Raw genomic sequence first — 20,033 nt, 5'->3', positions numbered from 1 at the left:
TGTATGAGTTCTATTTAAAGAGTGTTTAGGGAAAACTAAATGGAAGATAAAAAACTCTTTAATCCTCTTTAAATGTATAAAATAGTATATCAAAATCCTTATATCCCTCAATCACAGGTTGATTCAAAAACTTATCTCTTTTTTCTATTTTCTTAATGATTGAATGAACGGTAGAAGGTGATTTTCCAATCTTAAATCCTTTTTTAATCAATTCTTTATGTATTTTTCTATAACTCAATCCTTTCTTCTGAAGTCTTACTATTTCTTTGTGTAATTTTAATTGAGTTTTAGTTAATGGTCTATAATAGTTCGATGGAACTAACTTATGAGTGATAGTATAAAAAGTATATGTCAAAAATGGAATAGAACTACCGAAGTTGATTTCACCACGGTTGAATAATGAGTATTATCTCCAAGTTGATTGCACTGTTTAACAGCTCTGATCCGGATTATGTGCGTTATGAAGAATCCAGACAGGATGCGCAAGCACTATTGAACCGACTTGCACCATCGATCAAATAGTTGTTGCGGTTGATCCGGGAGACTGCCGTTTGAGTTTAACGCCGACAAAATCAGACTAAATGAATTTTAGATCATTCATCATTTCAACGCTCATTTTGACTTTGATGCCGGATGTAGCTTACAACCATCCATTGGGAGAGATGTCTGCATCCCACAAAAAGCAGCAGCAAGAAAGATCAACCGTGCAGGAAAACGCATTTTCGGGTGCTTTATCGAAACGCCAGTTTGAAAAGGGCGTCAAGCATTACAGTGCAGGCAGGTATTACAGCGCACTCGATATCTTCAGGCGGTTGAAAAACTACCCGCCGGAGAAAAACCCTCAGCTTACTGCCAGTGCCCTTATGTGTATGAAATCCTATTTCCGAATAGGAAGGATGGAGAATGCGAGAGAGACTGGAAGAGAGTTCCTCCAAAATTTCCCCACGAGCAGCTACCTTGATGATGTTCACGAATGTTTTGGCGATATATTCCTGGAGGAGGGTCGTTATTCTGCGGCTGTCAGGAGCTACCTTGAAGCACTTACCGTTTCAGGACACGATCCCACAGCGGGCAGACTGCAAGTGAAAATAATGAAGCTGTCCACCTCATATCTGAACAAAAAGGAAATCGAGGACATTCTGGCTAAAGAGCTGGACTCTTCAAACCGCATGATTCTGAATCTGATGATGGCTAACAGTCTTTTGGCCGGGGGAGAGACCGACGCTGCCGCCCTGACACTCTTCAGGATGGATAGAGACACTCTCTCGCCAATACTTCAAGAACTGTATGATTCGCTCCGTACCCGCACTTACCGCAAGGAGCAAAAAGCGATTACTGTAGGTGTTGTTTTACCATTGAGTGGTTTTGATGAAGGCTACGGCAAAGCCTTTCTGGCAGGATTGCGCTGGGGTGTGGAATCGGTCCGGGACAGGATCCCTGTAGATATAGTAATGGAATTGATCGATAATGAAGGCGACAATCTGAAGACGACAAAAGGCGTACGTGCGCTGTCAGCTAATCCAAATGTAGTGGCTATCATAGGTCCACTCTCCAACGTAAACGCAGTAACCGCTGCAACAGCCGTAGAAGGGCTCCAGATTCCGCTGCTCGTTCCCACAGCCACCCGCGTAGGACTCGCCAGGATGAGCGCAAGAACTTACCAGCTCAATCCCGATCTGTTCAAACAGGGTCAATATGCGGCTCAGTATGCAGTGGGCACGCTGGGACTGAGAACGGTAGCCGTTGTTGCGCCGGCCGATAGATTTGGCAAAACGCTCACTGACGGGTTTGTGCAACGGTCAGATGACCTTGGGGCGGAAGTGGTGACCGTGGAGTGGTACTCGGGGATTCCTATGGATCTGAGTGATCAACTGTCGTCGTTGAGGAAAATTGCCTTTCAGCTGGAAACGCTCAGGCAGGACACGATATATGCACCGGTTGAACTCGACACGAATGACTTGACTTCGGTTGTTGATCTAGAGGATTTCTTTCCTGAAAAAACGTTGGACGGTGAAGAGTTATCACCAGAAGACTCCAGTGAACTCATGCTCAGAAGCATCGAGGCTATCTACATGCCGATTCACGCTGGTGACATCAATTATGTCGCCTCTCAATTTTCTTCTTATTATCTCGATACACAGATTTTGGGCAACGGAAACTGGTACGAACCGGAAGAATTAGGTCAGGAGATGATCGGTCCCAACCTGGAAGGGATGTTTATCTTTTCGGACTACTTGCACAATAAGGAATGGATATCCGAGCAGTGGTCGGAAGATATTTATTCGCCTCTGGAAAATCGGACGGAGTACAGGATGGCCTTGCTCGGTTATGAGACGGTTACTTTCTTGACAAGTCATCTGGGAGCCAATCCGACGCGTACTTCCGTGCTGGAGAATCTTACCACACCGCAGACGGTTCGTGGCAAGGCGAGAGATTTCTCTTTTGCGGAAGCTTCGCCTCGCGTCAACTCATCGCTGAACGTTATCCAGTACAAAGGTGGTGATTTTAGCGTCGTAGCTCAGTTTCTCTCTGATTCACTGTTCGTGCCGACTGTCGGGTCTCCCTAGACAGCACTGGTTTGTCCAGCTTCACAGCCTCCATTTACGATCTGTCTGACCAGTTTCCGTCTGGTGTCGTCCGTGCGGTTATGGTAAGATCATCTGGTGAGATGGCGGATAGCAACCTGCATTCGTTGACTGAAATAGCGGCAAGCAAGGCCGGGTTTGAGGGTAACGTTTCATTTTGTACTCAAATTCACTCCAGTACGGTAGTTCAGATTAAGTCTTCTCACGGCGAAGCCGGAAGGTGTGACGGCCTTCTCACCGATTCTCCTGATACCGTGCTTTCCATCAGGGTAGCCGATTGCGTTCCTGTTTTCATGCACTGTTCTGAGAAGAGAGCTATCGGTCTGATACATGCCGGTTGGCGGGGTACTGCTGCGGGGATTGCGCAGGAAGCGGTCCTGAAAATGAAAAACTCGTTAAGTTCTCCTATCGAAAAGCTTGAAGTTGCATTGGGGCCATCCATAAGATCGTGTTGCTATGAAGTGGGTTCCGAGGTGGCAGAGAACTTTTCTCAAGAGTGTCTTACATCTTCCAGGCCGAACCACTTCATGCTTGATCTCCCGCAAGAAAATCGCATTCAACTGGAAAGGGAAGGGATACCGCACGATCAGATTACAGACTCCTCCCATTGCACTTGTTGTAGTTCGCTAATGTTTCATTCCTACCGCAGGGACGGAGAGAAGTCGGGGAGGATGATCTGTCTGTTCAAACTGGTTTGAGTTTATTCTCTTGCCCGGACAGAACGGCTCCCCATAAATTTGCCGACAAATTTCCGTATTGAACGCTTTAGATGCCACAATTCTCGGCGCCCTCCAGGGTGTAACTGAATTTCTGCCCATTAGCAGTTCCGGACATCTCGTCCTGATGGAGGAACTTCTCAAGGTTTCTCAGCCGGGTTTGGTCTTTGAGGTGACTGTTCATATGGGTACACTTATGAGCATCCTGACTGTGTTTTGGCAAGATTTGAAGAATCTGTTGAGTGATCTGTCAACAAGAGAAAATCGTATGATGATTATTTATATCATCCTGGCTACAATTCCAATCGCTGTTGTGGGGTTGGTCTTCAAGCCGGAGATTGAACAGTCGTTCCACAACCTGCAGCTTGTTGGGCTATCCCTTCTGGTCACTGCCACTGCTCTCATAGTCACAAAGTGGGTCGGTAAAGAGCAGACGGAAGTTGATGGCAAAAGAGCGATTATTATCGGTATTGCACAGTCGCTGGCGCTGATTCCCGGTATTTCCAGGTCGGGAATAACCATCGCCTCCGGCCTTATTGCTGGACTAAAACGTCGCGAAGCAGCGCGATTCTCATTCCTGATTGCGATTCCCGCTCTGATTGGATCAGGCCTACTTACTCTCCCTGATTTGGCTTTATCAGGCGCTAATGGAATCCCGGCGATGGTGCTTCTGACCGGTCTGGTTACCTCTTTTGTCGTAGGAATCATTGTCCTTAAACTTCTCCTCGGGATTCTGGAAAAGGGAAGACTTTACTATTTTGGGTTTTACTGTCTTATTGTTGGCGGCATAGTGTTGGGAATATGAGATGAATGCCTTAGCTGTCGGTTTCATTGGCTATCTTGTCATTATACTTGTTGTCGGTACTATCAGTGCGAGGCGTACCAAGACTCTGCCGGACTTCCTGCTGGCGGGAAGAAAGCTGGGTCCCTGGATTGTCGCTTTTTCCGAACGAGCCTCTGGAGAGAGCGGCTGGATGCTACTCGGACTGACAGGTTTGGCATACGCCACGGGGCTGGGGGATCCATCGGGAACGAAACTCGAGCCCGCTTTCTGGACGGGAATTGGTGGTGTCGTGGGCGTCGCCATGTCTTGGATTCTTGTTGCGAAAAGACTTCGAGAAGAAAGTGAACGTCTCGGTGCCCTGACACTGCCGCGCTTTCTGGAGCTCAAATTCCGCAGTCACGATCCCACCATTCGCTTCATTGCAACAGGAATCATCGCATTCTGTTTTTCATTTTACATCGCGGCTCAGTTCGATGCCGCTGGGAAATCTCTTGAACAGACCTTCGGCTGGACACATATGTCCGGGGTAATGGTTGGAGCTGCCATCATTGTCTTTTACACATTGGTAGGGGGATTCTTTGCCGTAGCATGGACAGATTTCATCCAGGGCTGTATCATGCTGGTAACTCTGGTGGTTCTTCCGCTGGTGACTCTCTGGCATCTCGGCGGAATCGACGGGCTATCGGCAAGGATCGGAGCCATCGATCCCAATCTGTTGACAATTTCGGGCGGAAGGAGCGGCTGGCCACTGCTTGCGGGAATTCTGGGCGGATTCGGCGTAGGCCTGGGCTATTCGGGACAGCCCCACGTTGCGGCAAGATACATGAGTATCCGGTCGTCGGGCGAGATAAGGAAAGCGTCATCCATTGCCATCGTTTTCTCGGTTTTCTCCTACGGAGGTGCCGTGCTGATGGGTATTGTGGCCCTCGGTTACTTCGGTACTGGTTATTTCCCGGATCCCGAGAAAATGATGCCCGAACTGGCGCTCACTATCTTCCCTGCCTGGTTTGCCGGCATTCTGATATCGGGAGCTCTGGCCGCCATGATGTCCACCGCCGACTCTCAACTGCTTGTCACCACATCTGCCGTCACGGAGGATATCTACCACCAATCTATCAGGCCGAAGGCGGATCAGGCCGAACTGGTCAAACTGTCCAGGATCGCGACATTTATCATCGGTCTTGTAGCCATCATGCTGGCGCAGCTTCCTCGATCGATTTTTGATAAAGTTCTTTTTGCCTGGGGCGGCCTTGGCGCCGCTTTCGGACCGGCACTCATCCTCTCTCTCTGGTGGAAGGGGACCACAAGAAATGGCGTTCTGGCGGGAATGCTTACCGGGTTTCTGACAGTAATCATCTGGGACAATTTTCTCGGCGGAAGCGGACTATATTCTCTTGTGCCGGGATTTGTCTTTGCATTCCTGGCTATCATTGTCGTCTCACTCATGGGTTGGGCATCAGCTTCGGCGGGCGAAAAATGAGGAAGTATCTGAGAAAAACGATCGACAAGATCCGGGCGGGCCAGGTAGATCCTGTCTACTTTCTTAACGGCGACGATTTCTTCTTACAGAGCATTTTCATTGAAGAAATCGAAAGATCACTTGGTAAAGATGAAACTGTGGAAAAATCTTTTGAAGTGCCTAATAGTGGTGATTTTGACCGCATCCTGGCGGAACTTAACTCAGCTTCCCTGTTTGTTCAGAAGAGACTGTTTGTCCTCCAAAATCCGACTCAGATAAAGGGCAAGAGCCGTGAGCTCTTTCTGGCCTATTGCGATTCTCCTAATCCTATAAACTGTCTCGTCATCATCATCGATAAGTACGATCCGCAAAACAGACTAGTGAAATCGCTGGCGGGGAAAGTGGGGGTCATCTCATCATCTCCGCCCTTCCCTGAGAAGATGGCTGGCTGGGCCAGGTTCCTCATGAAAAAGAATGATTTCAGCGCGACAGATGAGGCGATAGATACTCTAATTGCTTTGAGTGGGGATTCAGTTTATCACTTGAATAATGAGATTGAAAAGATTAAGCTGAGTATAGGCGAACTTAGCACTATTGAAGAGGCGGATGTTTTAAAGCATTCCGGTTGGGTACGAAACTTTTATCCGTGGCATTTCGTAGATGCAATCGGGAGGCGGGATTTCGGCAAAACAGTGAAAATTGGAAAAAATCTCATGGATCAGGGTAGAGATATATCATCATTGATTTCATTAATGACGACACTGTTCCAGGAACTCCTTTTCAGGCGGATAGATTCGAGCGGGGAGAAGGAAAAGGATAGACAGTGGTTCTGGCTCAGCAGTCAGGTGAGAAAACGTCTGAACCAGTACGAAAAGGAATACGGCAAAGAGAGACTGCCCCATATTTTTCGACTCTTGGGGGCTGCCGATGAGAAGGTGAAGTCGATGAAAATAAACCCGGAGGCGATCTTGGTACCTCTCGTGTACAAGGTTGTTAAAGGGAATGTCTGACAGATACCAATATAGTGATGAAGATTTGATCTTCCGTTTCCAGAAGGGAGATGAAAATGCATTTCAGGAACTGGTCAAGCGGTACCGCGACAGGTTGATGAACTTTGTCTACCGCTATGTTGGCAATGTAGAAGATGCCGAAGACATTGTTCAGGACACCTTTGTGAAACTCTTCACAAAGAAGCACTATTACCGGCCCAAGGCCAAGTTTTCCACCTGGATCTACACTATCGCGTCGAATCTTGCTAAAACGGAACTTCGCAAGAAGAAGCGGCACAAGACTTCATATCTGAGCCAGATGGGAATGGAAGAGAAAGATTTCGATCTCCCCATTGATGATACGACGGATGAATATACTGAAGGGAAATTCACAGAGGGGCAGATTCAGATTGCTATTCAGAAACTGCCACTCCATTTCAGGACGGCAGTCATTTTGCGAGATATACAGGAACTTTCTTACGAAGAGATTAGTAAGATACTAGAAGTTCCATTAGGAACTGTAAAGTCTCGCATTAACCGTGCGAGGTTGCAGCTACAGGAAGAACTGAAAAATGTTAAACAAAAAAGGAGAAAAGCAATTTGATGAATTGTTACGAGTTTCAAGATTCCATCTCATCATATATAGAAAAGGAATTGGTTCTCGCTGAGATAAAACTGTTTGATAAGCATCTCAAGTCCTGTTTCTCATGCAAAGATACCTACGAGGGAGTAGTCTCAGCAATTGGCGTACTGAGGAACTCCGAGAGGATCGTTGCATCCTCTGAGTTCAACTCGGCGCTGAGAGCAAGAATCCGAGCGGTCTCATCTCAGCAGCCTGTATGGCATAAGCGATATGTTCAGCACGGCCGTATCTTCGGCTTTGAACCGAGATATCTCTTTGCTTCCGTCGCCGCCATGGCTGTCATTGTCATGCTTTCCTTTGATCTTATCCCGGAGAGTGGGGATTCCATAGTTCCCAACCCTGTCCCGCTGTCAACACAGCAGAATATGACAGGGACAGTTGATTCGCCGCCGCCTTTACCTTTAAACAGTGACGCAAAGGCGCTTCTGGCAGATGAAGATGGAAAGGATTCCACCGAAACAGAAGCCGACGGTAAGATTACAAAACCGGCGCTGGGTGGGAAGATTAAGCTTGTGAAGAAGCAAAAATAGTTCTCCTTCTCCTGTAGCTGTACTTTCTTTTTCCTCACACTCTGCTTAATTTTCTTCCGTGAGTGCATACACACGTTTCGATTTATCTGTTTATACAATTTTCAGTATTCTCCTTTCAGGAGTAATTCTGATTTTCCTGTTCGTCTATCCCAAACCAGATGGGTTCTTATTCGACATTAGTCGCCTCCTCATCATTGTGCTGGTAAGTTATCTGTTTTATCAGCTCTACACGGAAAAATGGAAGCGGGGTCTAACCGGTGGTTCAGAAAAGTCTTCTTACAGGTCAGTTTCCAGTACTAAGGCAATCCTGACGGAAGAGGAGGAAAACGAGCCAAATTTAACCTTACAATCGATCATTCAACTCTTTCATTCGTGTTATCCTCAACTTCAACCCTGCCTTTACCTGTTGGATAACAGCGGTACAAAATTGGTCAAAAAATGTGCTGTCAATACAGATTCTGATTTCCGGGCTGTTCTACCTGTGAAAGACGAGAATATTTCGCAGCTGATGAGTGAAGAACTGCCGGGATTTCTTACACCAAGCGAGAATGAAGAGATGCTGAAAGAGTTCTTTGAGGAGGGTTCTGCTGTCGCTGAAAGCACTTCGGTCTTTGTTTCTCCTATTTGGATGGAGAATGACATAATCGGTCTGTTATCTATTCAGGCTTCACAGTTCAGCGATTTTGATGAGCAGCATCCGGTAATAATTTCTGACTATTCAAATCTGATCGGACAACAACTGGGACAAGTTCGTAAAGAATCTGAACTTTGGTCTGATATCCATTTCTATTCACGCCTGAATTCGTTTCAGAACGATCTGGATCTCACGTTGTCACAGGAAGAACTTGTATCATCCATTATAGAACTATGTAAGACCAGTTTCACTTTTGACAATTTGACAATTTCTCTGGTGGATGAAACGCACCCGGGTGAGGCTCGGATTCTGGCTACTTCGGGTTTCAGTAATGATTTAGGCAACGAGGCCCGTTTTAAAATCGCCGACTCGCTTCACGGTGCGCTGATTGCCTCAGGCGAAGTGTTGAGAATAGACAACCTTCTGGAATATAACACAGGAGGTAAAGGGAGATTTTCAGCAGGTGATATGGAAGAAAAGCGTATTCTCTCCTTTCTCGGATATCCTATTAAGAAGGCGGGTCGAACCGTCGGCGCGCTGGTGCTCGAAAGTTCCAGTCCGAATAAATACAGTGAAAACGATGAAGAGGCGTTGCGAATTGTGAGCCAGCGATTCGGTACTCTTCTGGAGTGGTGGCAGACTTTTGAAATGGTAAAAGAGAGTGCCATCAGAGACGGCCTCACCGGTCTATTAAATCACAGCTCATTTGTAGAGAGATTCGAAGAGGAGTTAAATCGTGCCCGCCGATATCAGACCAGCCTTGTGCTACTTATCCTCGACCTTGATAAGTTCAAACGCATCAATGACACCTATGGTCATCTTGCTGGTGACTATGTTTTGATGGAGACTGCCAGCCGCCTCAAGGCGAATGTTCGCAACATCGATATTGTGGCAAGGTATGGTGGCGAGGAATTCGCGATTATTCTCCTGAACGCCACAAAAGAGAATATTCAATCCACAGCAGAAAGAATTGTGGCAAGCGTTTCAGCTAAAGAGTTCACTCAGGATGAAACGGTTGTCCAGATGGCCATCAGTGGGGGAATGGCTGAGTTTCCCGTCGACGGCGAGACGATACGGGATCTCATCGCCAAGGCTGATGAAGCGATGTATCAGGTCAAGCGACAGGGCGGAAATGGTGTGAAGGCTTACGATTCCGCTAGCGCCCCTTCTTAATACGCCAGCGCCTCTTCATCATTCTTTCGATATCATCCACTTCACGGGGGATATCAGCGGAAAGCCAGACTGGTCCATCTTCCGTCATCAATACGTCGTCCTCGATACGGATTCCAATACCGCGATACTTGAGGGGTGCTGTGGTGTCGTTTTCCGCGATATAGATTCCCGGTTCGATCGTAAATACAGTGCCCGGCTCGATTTTTGCCTGCCGTCCTCCCACATCATGCACGTCGAGGCCGAGCCAGTGGCCCAGACCGTGAATGAAGTATCTGCCAAAGCCTTTCTCCTCAAGGTAGTTTTTGGCAATATTGTGGAGATCCTTTCTTAGTGTCATGCCGGATCGAATAGAATCGAAGGCAACTGTTTGTGCTTCCAGTACGTAAGTGTAGAGTTCTCGCTGGGCAGGAGTGAACTTGCCGTTTACCGGAATTGTCCTGGTGACATCGGCCGTATACATCTCGTACTCGGCACCAACATCCATGAGGAGTAAGTCACCGTCTTCCATTGTTCGATTATTATCAATATAGTGTAGAATAGTGGTGTTGCTGCCGGAACCAATTATGGAAGGAAAGCCAAGCCGCCGGCTTCCGAGATCAAAAAAGGTAAATTCGATTGCTGCCTGAATGTTATACTCATTCAACTTGGGCCTGGTTCTCTTCATGGCGCTCATTAGCCCTTCTCCCGTGATGTCCACTGCTCTCTGGATTAAGTCAATTTCTTCTCTTGATTTAAGATGCCTTAAGGGGTGAATAATCTCTCCTGCGTGTGAAATATGAAGTTTTGACAGTTCCTCGTCGTTCAAGAATTCTGGTTCTAGTTTGCTGGGACCGTGATACATATAGTTACTCAAATTGACATAGACTGTATCGACGAGGGGCAGTACTTTATCGAGAACCACGCGAAATGAGTCGCTAACCTCAGCATAGCTGAAGCCGAGTTGTTCTTTGACTCCCGTAATACCCAATCTCTTGCCAGTCCAGACTTCGGCGTAGGCGTTGCGCCGTCTTGTAAAAATAATTTCGTCCTTGAACTGAATCTCATCCTCAGACAAGAAATCGGGACCAAGTAAGATCAATCGTCCCATCGGTTCGTGATGGCCGCTAAGGTACCAGTAATCGCTGTTAGGGCGGAACGGATGGTCCACGTCGCCATTGCGGTTGTACTCCTCGGCGGTGGTCAATATCATGGCGCTCCGCGGACCCAACTGATGTTGCACAGTCTCTCTTCTTTCTCGAAAAGATTGCGCATCGATAGACCAAAGGGAACTAATGAGTAGAATCAGGCTTAGAATAAAACGACACGACATAATCTTCTCCTTCTGGTTGGTTGGATTGTGTGTATCTGATATTGGCACAAATTCGGGAATTTTCTTGTGATATCACAGGTCTAAAGATAAATTTTTCAGACGAGAAGAAAAGGAAATGAGATCAGAACACCTCTCTAAGCTGTGTCTACTCGGCACATTCTTTATAGGTGGATGTGCTGTCGCACCCACCGTTCAGCCTGAACCCGATGTGCCAGCGCTAGCTGAGGATCAGGCACAGCCCCATGAAGTGAACACCAAGGCACTCGCCCATTTTATGGAGGGTGAGCTTCAAATGTCTCAGAGTAATTATGCCATGGCAATTCTTGAATTCCAAGATGCGCTGGAGTACGATCCAGCAGCAACTTCGATTCTCACCTCGCTTGCTGATGCGTATCTCAGAATCGGCAAGTTCGAAAGAGCCATAGAACGATTGAACCAAGCGTTGATGATTGATCCTAAAGACAGGGAAGCTAGGGAAATGTTAGCGCAGCAGTTTCTGATGAGAAACAATCTTGATCGTGCTGAAGAACACTATTCGCTTCTCTCTGAATTCTATCCTGAAGACTATGAATTCAGATTCATTCTTGCCGAAGTACTGCGTAGAAAGGGTCAATCTGAAACGGCCCAAGAGTTGCTGTGGCAGATTTACCGGGATGATTCATCCCAGCATCAAGCTTTGAGCAGGGCAGCTGAAATTGCTGTCGAAAGGAAGGACTATGAATCGGCCTATGAAGCTTACAGGATTCTCACTGAAGCCGCGCCTAACAGTGTGCAGTACTGGCGCAGATTCAGTGAACTGGCAATCTATCTCCAGAAATTCTCGCAGGCAATCGGTGGTTTGGAACGTCTGATTAATCTGACCAATAACGACCGATCGGTTCTGGAACAGTTGGGAAGGCTCTATTTTAACAACGGTGATTTCCAGAAAGCGGACTCTCTTTTTTACGCTCTTTTTGAAGACGGTCACCAGACGAGCACAGTTCTCTATTTTCTAGGCCGAATGGCCCTCGATAGCGAAAATTATCAAGCGGCGGAAGCTTATTCCTTGCAACTGGTGGAGGAATTTCCACAGGAGCCCGTTGGGTATACCAACCTGGCCCTTGCACAAATTAATCTGGAAAAGACACTTGCCGCTATTGCTGTACTTATGGATGCGAGAGAGCGTTACCCTGAAAGCTTTGTCGTACACTACCTGCTCGGCAACAGCTACAGTATGGAAGAAAACTACCAGCTGGCAAAGAAAAGTCTTCTTTTAGCGCTTGAGATTGAAAAAGGTTCCCGGCCGGCCAAACACCTGCTCGCCACCGTGCACAACCATCTCGGCGAATGGCAATCTTCGCTGCAACTATACGAAGATCTCCTTCTATTGGATCAGAGCGACAGCCAGGCACTCAACAATTACAGTTATACACTTGCCGAGAGAGATATGAGACTGGATGATGCTCTTCAAATGGCACATAAGGCGATCGATCTGGAGCCGGAAAACGCTGCCTATCTTGATACAATCGGCTGGATCTACTATAAAAGTAACAAGTACAAGCAAGCGTTGCAGTATATCCAGGCATCGATCCGGATAGAGGAAGACAATGCCGTTGTTCTGGAACATCTCGGTGATGTGCTCATCAAATTGGATCGCCGGGCCGAAGCTTTGGACTACTACGGAAAAGCGCTGGGAATCGACACAGATAACGAGCGCCTTCGCGAGAAGTTGGAAAAGTAATTTCATCGTCATGCCTACTGAAAAAATTTCCATAGTAATCCCCGTTTACAATGAGTGCGAATCACTTCCTGATTTACTACAAGAAGTGACGACTGTTCTGGAAGACAGGTTCGATTATGAGATTCAGGTGGTTGATGACGGCAGTACCGACGGTTCTTTTGAATTGGCGAAGGAGCAAGCTGGCGAAAACGGGAGAATTGAGGTGACCCGGTTTTTACGAAACTACGGCAAGTCCGCGGCTCTTGCTGCCGGTTTTCGCAGGGCCAGCGGAGACTATGTTGTTACTATGGATGCCGATCTTCAGGATGACCCTTCCGAAATCCCTGGTCTGGTGGACGAGCTGAAAAAAGGCTATGATCTCGTTTCCGGCTGGAAAAAGGAGCGCAAGGATCCTGCGTCAAAAAGACTGCCATCGAAACTGTTCAATTTCACGACCCGCCTGCTGACCGGTATCCAGATTCACGATTTTAACTGTGGGCTGAAAGCGTACCGTAACAGTGTCGTCAAGGCGCTTGATATATATGGAGGTATGCACCGTTACATCCCGGTGCTGGCTGGTAAGAGAGGCTTCCGTGTCACGGAGAAGATGGTGAATCATAGACCGCGGAAATACGGCGACACAAAGTTTGGCCGCGAGCGCTATTTTCGCGGCATGTTTGATCTGTTGACCGTCCTGTTCCTAAGCCGATATACCCGCCGCCCCTTACACCTTTTTGGCGTATTTGGCCTCCTCAGTCTGATGATAGGAACACTTGTCAATCTCTGGGTTCTCTACCTCAAGTACGGTCTGGGTGACCCGTTCCGGCTGCATATGGCACTCCTTGTCTTTGGTGTGCTCCTGATTATTCTCGGTGTTCAGTTCATTTCAATTGGGCTTCTCGGTGAAATGATTGCCCAGTCGACCACACGGGGAGGTGAAATTGTTCAGGAAACCGTTTCAAAAAACAGCCAATTTTCTTAGGTAGCGCTGATATCAATTCTAGCATTGATCTGCCAGATCGTCCCATTATAAGCGTTATAACGCCGGCTTTCAACAGGGCTGCCGAACTCCCTTTCCTGATTGAATCAATCGGCAAGCAGACGTTGGCGAACGATCTTTTTGAGATGATTCTTGTTGATGACGGTTCAACTGATACCAGCGCGGCAGTGGTTAAGGAGTGGATAGCAAAGGTCGATTTCCAGTTACGATATATCAAGAAAGAGAATGAAGGGCCGGGCGCTGCCCGCAACGAGGGAGTAGAAGAGTCCCAGGGCGAGTTACTCATGTTTATCGATTCCGATTGTGAAGCTGATCCTGACTGGCTGAAGACCATCTATGAGAAGTACACTGATGAGAAGTTTGACGCCTGTGGAGGGCCCGACGCTTCCAAAGGAGATTTCACGCCTCTGCAAAGAGCGATAGATTTTTCCATGACATCCTTTTTAACGACAGGAGGGCTCCGCGGTCACAGCCATCGGCCGCTGGCGAAGTTTTATCCCAGGAGTCACAACATGGGAATGACGCTGGATCTCTACCGGAAAGTGGGAGGGTTTGGCGAGTTACGTCACGGTCAGGATATAGAGCTGAGCCACAGGATTATTAAGAGTGGTGCTACTGTTGCCCACGTTGCAGATGCCGTCGTGTATCATCGAAGAAGAACATCACTGCGCCGTTTCTTCAGGCAGGTGTTCAACTGGGGAGTGGCGAGGGTAAACTTGGGTAAGATCGACAGAAAAATGCTGGAACCTCTGCATTTTGTTCCATCCACAATAACGCTTGTATCATGTCTCGTTATGCTGGGATTTTTTGCTGATCCGGAGGAATTTGGCGCTTTCTTCGAATTAGGTTTGGGGCTCTTGCTGGCACTTTCTATTTTAGGGGCTATCAGGCAACGCGACGCTACAGTGGCGCCTTACTTGCCGCTGGTAATTTGCGCACAGATATTCGGCTACGGCTTCGGATTCATGCTAGCTTTTTTCAAGCGGTTCATTCTTGGTCAGGATGAATGGGTCGGGTTCAGCAAAAAATACTACGACTGAGTGGCTATTTCAGAATCATCCGGTAACAACAGTATATCATTGCTTTTCGTCGCCTGGACGAAGGTGTCACGACGCAGTGAACAACTTTCGCGCCAGCTCGGTGCTGACTACTATCGCCTCGACAGAAGAGAAGGACCGGCTCTTCTGACTGTCTTCAAGCTCGGAGTCAACTTCATCAAGACACTGGTGAAGCTGTTCAGCGCCAAGCCTGATGTCGTTTTCACGTTCCAGGCGCACCCTTTTGTCACTACCGCCGCACTATTCTACAAATTCTTTTCTGAATGTAAAGTCGTACCTGACCTTCATACCGCGGCGTATACCGATTACGATTTTTTCTTTGCTCGTGGTTTAAGTCTTTTCCTTTGGCAAAGGTCAGACCTGATACTGGTTCATAATCAAGAGTCGAGTGAGTATTTGAAGGCAAAATTCCCGGTTGTTAAAGATAAGCTTTTTGTGCTGGAAGATCCTTTGCCCGAATTTGGTTTAGAGTCCATGGAAGAAAAGAAGCCGCAACCTGGAGCGAAGCAAGCGGTGTTTATTAACCGCTTTGCATCAGATGAACCGGTGGAAGAATTTTTGGAGGCTGCGGTGCTTCATTCCGAGGTCATGTTCTCAATCACCGGCGACACCAAGCTGGCTGACTTCCCTATAAACCGTTACGAACGACGGAATATCATATTCACCGGATTCATATCGGATGAGAGTTATGTTAAGCTGTTAAGTTCAGCCGATTTCATTATCGCCCTCACCAAAAGGGAGATGACACTTCTGTCAAGCGGATATGAAGCCCTTTCGCTGGCTAAGCCAGTCATAGTATCTAATACCTCGACACTACGTAATTACTTCGGTGACGCTGCACTGTACGCTGGCAACGGAACTGCCGAGATCGATGTGGCGCTCTCGACAATAGGGGAGGAGTTGGAGAATTACGCCGGAAAGATTCATCAACTGAAAGAAGTGAAATTGCGGCAGTGGGGCGAGAAGAAAAGTCGACTGTTGAAACTGATTTCAGATTAGAAGTCAGTTGTCGAATGGGGTCAGATCGATGGTACGGATTTTCTGTCGTATATAGGTTTGTTCATCGGCTGAAAACACCTGCTCAAACTTGCTACTCTTTTCCAGCGTCTCCTTAGCCTTTTTCTTCCAGCTCTCTTCCGGCAGAACGAATTTTTCGGCGGCCGCCCGGTAGTCCAGCATCTGGTCAGAGAACTTCAGTCCTAATTCATCACAGAGGCGAGAGAGGTTTTCCTTGGGCTCGTCCACGAGTTGTTCATATTTCACGAACGAATGGTTTCTGACGCCAACAGACCGCTTCGAAATGGTGATATCGCGTTTCCACCTGCGGATGCACTGACTTTTTGATCGTGCTCCGGCAAAGAACTCCGGATCGGAACGGCTGGCCTCATACAGAGAAGCGACTACATCTTCGCCGCTGCGAATCAGGTGGACAAACATGGTCTGCGGTGCGATAAGAGTTATGAGGTCCGTAAAGTAGAGGTGCATAGGAGTTTTTTCCAGCCATATAGAAAACCCCGCCGCCGTGCAGATATCATCAAGGATCCGCAGGAGAGACTTTGCCCATGCCTTTTGGGACCAGGTGTGATGCGGCAGATGGCGCACAAGTTCCGGATGTTCAATTCTCTCCAGAAAGGAAGAGATGAATGATCTTTCCGCTGCGCCGTACCGTTTGACCAGTCTCAGCCACCATCTCTTCGGCACCGTCCCGCGGAAGAAGTGTGTTTCCGGGAAGGAGTGGATTCCCGGGTGGGAGGCCAACATGCTCTGAAGCAGTGTTGTACCGGAGCGGGCTGCTCCAACGACAAAAATCCTTTTCCTGATTTGTTCTTTAGAAGTCGTCATAAAGGTGGACCGGGAGGGTTTGATAACCTTTTTTTACTTGATCTATCTGTTCAGGAGTGAGCGTCTGTTTCCATTTGTCCGCAAGTGTGGACGATTCCCGGCTGATCTGAAATCCCGCTCCTGGCTGGTCGTGATCAGCAAGGAATTGTTCAACGCTTGGCATCCAATCGAGATGCAGCTTTTCGTACAGTGAGCGAAACTGCGCTATAGGATCTTCGCATAACGCTTCGTGCGACATAAAATACCAGTGGGGATGATTCTTTGATTCCTGTTCCCAGACATAATAGAATATTGCCGTCTGCAATGCCATTGCCGAAACGGATTCTTTCGACTCTTCGATTTTCCGAGTGAATGGATTAAGATGTGCCTCCATGAGGTTACGCTGTCGAAAAACTTTTCGATCGGCATCAGAAAGATGTAGCTGAATACAACTGGAGACAACACTCGCCGGATGTCTTGTAACGATAACAATTTCAGGGCTGAGATGCTGTGAAATAAAGGGGAGTGTCAGACCTGTATGGACTGACTTTACGATTCGACGTTTCGTTCGCTGTTTCTGGTACGAGAACGACGATTGAGAAAGGAATGAAGTGACGAATTGCGAGGGCAACTGCGGTAGCGCATCGCTTTCATTGACTGTCAGCTTTTCGCACTTTTGCTGGACGTACTGTTCCAGTTTCTTGTCAGTGAGTCCCATGAGGATGAATCCTGTTTTGTTGATCACTGTTCGGTTCGGAAGATAGGATTCGTAAAGAATCTGGCGCCAGAAAGAGAGATAGACAGACTCTTCCGCGGAAGGCTCAATATGAGGCATCCTATGATAATTACGCTTCCAGCGAAGTGCGAGGATATTCTGCTTCTCGTTATCCGGCTCGTGGAGCAAGGCCGTACCGGGAGCTTGTGCCAGGGTGTTTGCTACCCATGTAGTTCCGGATCGTGGGACACCCACAACGAGAATTGGTTTCCTGTGTCGGTCTTGATTCATATCAGGTTAAACTTGGGGAGAAGATAAGAAATATCTGTCAAACGGTTAACTGATTACGGACATTCCTTAGTGTACAATTGTTTTTGAATCCCTCAGGCGCATTGTTATTTTGGCTTAAACTTTACGCTTCTGAAGGTGTACACTTCAGGTAAAACAGTCCAAATCTTATAGACTGATCCATGACTATCCGGCAACCCATCAAAGATCTGGGGAAAAGTACAGCCGTCTACGGTTTCGGGAATATACTGACGAAACTGGCGTCATTCCTGCTCATCCCAATCTACACCCGCTATCTTGAGCTTACCGAAGTTGGTATTCTCGCATTGCTGGAAATGTTTGAGGCACTGCTAATCAGTCTTGTGCCTGCCGCTATTAACAATGCCTTGTGGCGCTATCTTCCTGAACATGGAGAAGAGGGCAGGAGAAAACTTGTCATCTCAGTTTTTGTGTGGGCAACTATCGGTTATGCCGTTTTACTGATCGTTCTGTCGCTCGGCCGTTCTGTGGCGATTACGTTTCTCGGTCTTTCTCCTGCGGAATCGCCAATCGTGATGCTGGTTCTGCTGAACATCTTTCTCGCCTTCGGCAGCCGCTTCCTTCTCGGTTTGTGGCAGTACGACCAGAAGCAGGTCTCTTTTATAGTACTCTCCTTCATTCAGTTTGCGGGAGTACTGATCGTCACGCTGGTGTTGGTTGTAGGCCAGGGGATGGGACTGCAAGGTGTTGTCCTTGCCAAGACTACGGTCTATGTTGTCACATTCTTTGTCAGCGCAGTTGTCATCTTGCGTCAGAATTTCACCTGGCCGTCTTTCAGGCCGTTCATGAGAATAGTACGATTTGGAGCACCCCTTATTCTGGTTACTCTGGTTGCACCGGTGCTAACAGTCTCTGATCGCTTCTTCCTCAAGCTGTTTGTCTCTATTGATGATATTGGTATCTACAGCATCGGTTACAGGTTCGGCATGATTATCAATATGATTCTCATCATGCCGCTGCAGCGGGGGTGGCGCCCTATGATGTATCGGTTAGGTATTGACGAAGCGTCACACGAGTATCACAGAGATATCCTGTTTTACTTCGCCGTACTTGGATCGATGATTTTTCTCGGCATCTCTCTCTTCGCGCGAGACATTATCGGCGTAGTGGCTACGGAAGCTTATCTCGCCGGTGCTCTGATTGTTCCTCTGGTGACGCTGGCCTACTTTGCCAATGGTTTTGGCCATTTTTTCATCGCCGGTGCCGCCCTTACGGATAAGACAGCACATCTCGCTCCCGTATCGCTGATTGCCATCCTCGCTAATCTTGTACTTAACTTTGTCCTGATCGGCCAGTTCAAGATTCAAGGTGCAGCGTGGGCGACGTTTCTTTCCTATTTCCTCTTCTCAGCTCTGATTCTGAGATCGTCACAAAAATCTGTTAAGATTCAATGGGATTGGGGCAGGCTGGCTAAACTTATACTAATCCTTTTCATACTGTACCAGGGGACGCTCTACCTCCAGGCTGAGATACCCGAATGGCGTGTTGCACTGGCGTTTGCCGCCCTGGTTATCTTCCCGATTGCCCTGAAAATAACAAGGACCCTTGGCTGGCGCGAACTGAACGGGTTCAAATTACTGGCGCGACAGCTGTTCTCTTTCTTGTCTTCGGCGAGAAAAGGTGACTAATCAGCGTACAAAACATATTGTTTGGCTGGTACCACTCCTGGTGGCATTTTTCCTTTATGAGATGATTTTTCTCGGCAAGGATCCCTTGGCGGGTGATGTGGTGGCGCACTATCCCATCGGCAAGTGGGGCGATGAATATGTGGCTGAGAAAGGTGAACTACCGCAATGGTTCCCGCACCTCTTCGGGGGGATGCCCGCCTATGCTGGATATGCCTATGCGCCATCTGACCCTTTGGGAAACTTGCTGAAAGCACTGCAAGTCAACCGCGGCATCCGATACTGGTTCTATTTTTCAATTGGTGGAATCGGTATGTTCCTGTTTCTCAGGCGGCGACAGTTGGGAAATTTCGCCTCACTCTTCGGCGCCACGGCCTTTACTCTGACGCCATATATGTTCGGTCTGATCAACGCCGGTCACTCGGCAAAAATCTACGCCATAGGATTCCTGCCGCTCGTTCTGTTGGCTGCTGATTACCTTTTGAGGGAGCGGGTGTGGAGAGGAGCCCTCTACCTTGGACTTGCCGGCGGACTTCAACTGTGGACAAAACATCCTCAAATTGTCTACTATACGTGGATGATGGTCGTTTTCATGTGGCTGTGGCCAATGGTGGCTTCTGTAGTGAGGAAGGAGTGGTCAGCGAGGAAGGAGGGGGTCCGTGCAGCAGGTCTCGTGTCCGCGCTTATTCTGACCGGCCTGCTCGTTATCGATCCTTACGCCTCCATCTATCAGTTTCAGGGACATTCCAATCGCGGTGCGCCGTCGGTGCTGGACAAGTCCGGAGATACTGAGCGGGGGACAAGCTGGGATTACGCCACAGGGTGGTCATTCCATCCGAAGGAAACCATTTCCTTCATCTATCCCTATTTCTACGGACTCCAGAACTATCCCAGCCGCGATCTGAAATCTCAAGCTTACTGGGGCCGCATGCCGTTCACGCAATCGACCCACTATGTGGGACTACT

At 48.0% G+C, this 20,033-nt stretch carries 17 protein-coding genes; 14 read left to right on the top strand and 3 right to left on the bottom strand.

Annotated elements, in window-relative coordinates; genetic code table 11:
* Positions 1-581 precede the first annotated feature (581 nt).
* Genes QF669_06575 through QF669_06540 form a run of 8 tightly spaced genes read left to right on the top strand, consistent with a single transcriptional unit; the run spans position 582 to position 9,513 of the window.
* Complete coding sequence (locus tag QF669_06575; protein ID MDP6457095.1) at positions 582-2,567, top strand: penicillin-binding protein activator; 1,986 nt, start codon at positions 582-584, stop codon at positions 2,565-2,567.
* An 11-nt stretch (positions 2,568-2,578) separates the two neighbouring features.
* Positions 2,579-3,283, top strand: coding sequence for a peptidoglycan editing factor PgeF (gene pgeF, locus QF669_06570; protein ID MDP6457094.1), 705 nt, complete (start codon positions 2,579-2,581; stop codon positions 3,281-3,283).
* A gap of 58 nt (positions 3,284-3,341) precedes the next feature.
* Positions 3,342-4,106: an undecaprenyl-diphosphate phosphatase gene (locus QF669_06565; GenBank protein ID MDP6457093.1), complete on the top strand. Its 765-nt coding sequence runs from the start codon at positions 3,342-3,344 to the stop codon at positions 4,104-4,106.
* Between the two features lies 1 nt (position 4,107).
* The gene (locus tag QF669_06560; GenBank protein ID MDP6457092.1) at positions 4,108-5,565 is read left to right on the top strand and encodes a sodium/proline symporter; all 1,458 of its coding nucleotides are present in this window, start codon (positions 4,108-4,110) and stop codon (positions 5,563-5,565) included.
* The gene (gene holA, locus QF669_06555) at positions 5,562-6,554 is read left to right on the top strand and encodes a DNA polymerase III subunit delta (GenBank protein MDP6457091.1); all 993 of its coding nucleotides are present in this window, start codon (positions 5,562-5,564) and stop codon (positions 6,552-6,554) included. The genes QF669_06560 and holA overlap by 4 nt, the downstream gene beginning before the upstream one ends.
* The gene (locus QF669_06550) at positions 6,547-7,137 is read left to right on the top strand and encodes a sigma-70 family RNA polymerase sigma factor (protein ID MDP6457090.1); all 591 of its coding nucleotides are present in this window, start codon (positions 6,547-6,549) and stop codon (positions 7,135-7,137) included. The genes holA and QF669_06550 overlap by 8 nt, the downstream gene beginning before the upstream one ends.
* Positions 7,134-7,706, top strand: a complete 573-nt coding sequence (locus QF669_06545; protein ID MDP6457089.1) for a hypothetical protein — start codon at positions 7,134-7,136, stop codon at positions 7,704-7,706. Before QF669_06550 ends, QF669_06545 begins: the two co-directional genes overlap by 4 nt.
* A 58-nt stretch (positions 7,707-7,764) precedes the next feature.
* Positions 7,765-9,513 carry a sensor domain-containing diguanylate cyclase gene (locus QF669_06540; protein ID MDP6457088.1) on the top strand — a complete coding sequence of 583 codons (1,749 nt, stop codon included), beginning with the start codon at positions 7,765-7,767 and terminating at the stop codon, positions 9,511-9,513.
* On the opposite strand, the gene QF669_06535 is transcribed toward QF669_06540, so the two are convergent.
* Positions 9,497-10,822, bottom strand: coding sequence for an aminopeptidase P N-terminal domain-containing protein (locus QF669_06535; protein ID MDP6457087.1), 1,326 nt, complete (start codon positions 10,820-10,822; stop codon positions 9,497-9,499). The genes QF669_06540 and QF669_06535 overlap by 17 nt on opposite strands.
* Before the next feature lie 115 nt (positions 10,823-10,937).
* Between QF669_06535 and QF669_06530 the strand changes: the two genes are divergently transcribed.
* Genes QF669_06530 through QF669_06515 form a run of 4 tightly spaced genes read left to right on the top strand, consistent with a single transcriptional unit; the run spans position 10,938 to position 15,578 of the window.
* Entirely contained in the window at positions 10,938-12,542 is a 1,605-nt protein-coding gene (locus QF669_06530; protein MDP6457086.1) for a tetratricopeptide repeat protein, read from the top strand.
* Positions 12,543-12,552: 10 nt separating this feature from the next.
* Positions 12,553-13,503: a glycosyltransferase family 2 protein gene (locus QF669_06525; protein ID MDP6457085.1), complete on the top strand. Its 951-nt coding sequence runs from the start codon at positions 12,553-12,555 to the stop codon at positions 13,501-13,503.
* A 56-nt stretch (positions 13,504-13,559) separates the two neighbouring features.
* Positions 13,560-14,561, top strand: a complete 1,002-nt coding sequence (locus QF669_06520) for a glycosyltransferase (GenBank protein MDP6457084.1) — start codon at positions 13,560-13,562, stop codon at positions 14,559-14,561.
* Complete coding sequence (locus QF669_06515; protein MDP6457083.1) at positions 14,562-15,578, top strand: glycosyltransferase; 1,017 nt, start codon at positions 14,562-14,564, stop codon at positions 15,576-15,578.
* 3 nt (positions 15,579-15,581) lie between these two features.
* Here QF669_06515 and QF669_06510 read toward each other — a convergent pair whose 3' ends face one another.
* Together QF669_06510 and QF669_06505 are read right to left on the bottom strand one after the other, a co-directional pair.
* The gene (locus QF669_06510; protein MDP6457082.1) at positions 15,582-16,421 is read right to left on the bottom strand and encodes a sulfotransferase; all 840 of its coding nucleotides are present in this window, start codon (positions 16,419-16,421) and stop codon (positions 15,582-15,584) included.
* On the bottom strand, positions 16,408-17,406 hold the full coding sequence (locus QF669_06505; protein ID MDP6457081.1) for a sulfotransferase: 999 nt from the start codon (positions 17,404-17,406) through the stop codon (positions 16,408-16,410). Before QF669_06505 ends, QF669_06510 begins: the two co-directional genes overlap by 14 nt.
* Positions 17,407-17,585: 179 nt before the next feature.
* Between QF669_06505 and QF669_06500 the strand changes: the two genes are divergently transcribed.
* Together QF669_06500 and QF669_06495 are read left to right on the top strand one after the other, a co-directional pair.
* On the top strand, positions 17,586-19,070 hold the full coding sequence (locus QF669_06500) for an oligosaccharide flippase family protein (GenBank protein ID MDP6457080.1): 1,485 nt from the start codon (positions 17,586-17,588) through the stop codon (positions 19,068-19,070).
* On the top strand, positions 19,063-20,033 hold a 971-nt coding region (locus tag QF669_06495; GenBank protein ID MDP6457079.1), incomplete at its 3' end, for a hypothetical protein. The genes QF669_06500 and QF669_06495, both read left to right, overlap by 8 nt.

Source organism: Candidatus Neomarinimicrobiota bacterium (genome assembly GCA_030743815.1).
In the GTDB taxonomy this organism is placed as follows: domain Bacteria; phylum Fidelibacterota; class Marinisomatia; order Marinisomatales; family S15-B10; genus UBA2146.
Note: the sequence above shows the minus strand (reverse complement) of the source record. Positions and strands in the feature narration are given on the sequence as shown.

Excerpts from the sequence above, each read along its gene's own strand:
- QF669_06575 (MDP6457095.1), top strand. The coding sequence starts at position 582 with ATGAATTTTAGATCATTCATCATTTCAACGCTCATTTTGACTTTGATG.
- QF669_06560 (MDP6457092.1), top strand. The coding sequence starts at position 4,108 with ATGAATGCCTTAGCTGTCGGTTTCATTGGCTATCTTGTCATTATACTT.
- holA (MDP6457091.1), top strand. The coding sequence starts at position 5,562 with ATGAGGAAGTATCTGAGAAAAACGATCGACAAGATCCGGGCGGGCCAG.
- QF669_06550 (MDP6457090.1), top strand. The coding sequence starts at position 6,547 with ATGTCTGACAGATACCAATATAGTGATGAAGATTTGATCTTCCGTTTC.
- QF669_06535 (MDP6457087.1), bottom strand. The coding sequence starts at position 10,822 with ATGTCGTGTCGTTTTATTCTAAGCCTGATTCTACTCATTAGTTCCCTT.
- QF669_06530 (MDP6457086.1), top strand. The coding sequence starts at position 10,938 with ATGAGATCAGAACACCTCTCTAAGCTGTGTCTACTCGGCACATTCTTT.
- QF669_06525 (MDP6457085.1), top strand. The coding sequence starts at position 12,553 with ATGCCTACTGAAAAAATTTCCATAGTAATCCCCGTTTACAATGAGTGC.
- QF669_06510 (MDP6457082.1), bottom strand. The coding sequence starts at position 16,421 with ATGACGACTTCTAAAGAACAAATCAGGAAAAGGATTTTTGTCGTTGGA.
- QF669_06505 (MDP6457081.1), bottom strand. The coding sequence starts at position 17,406 with ATGAATCAAGACCGACACAGGAAACCAATTCTCGTTGTGGGTGTCCCA.
- QF669_06500 (MDP6457080.1), top strand. The coding sequence starts at position 17,586 with ATGACTATCCGGCAACCCATCAAAGATCTGGGGAAAAGTACAGCCGTC.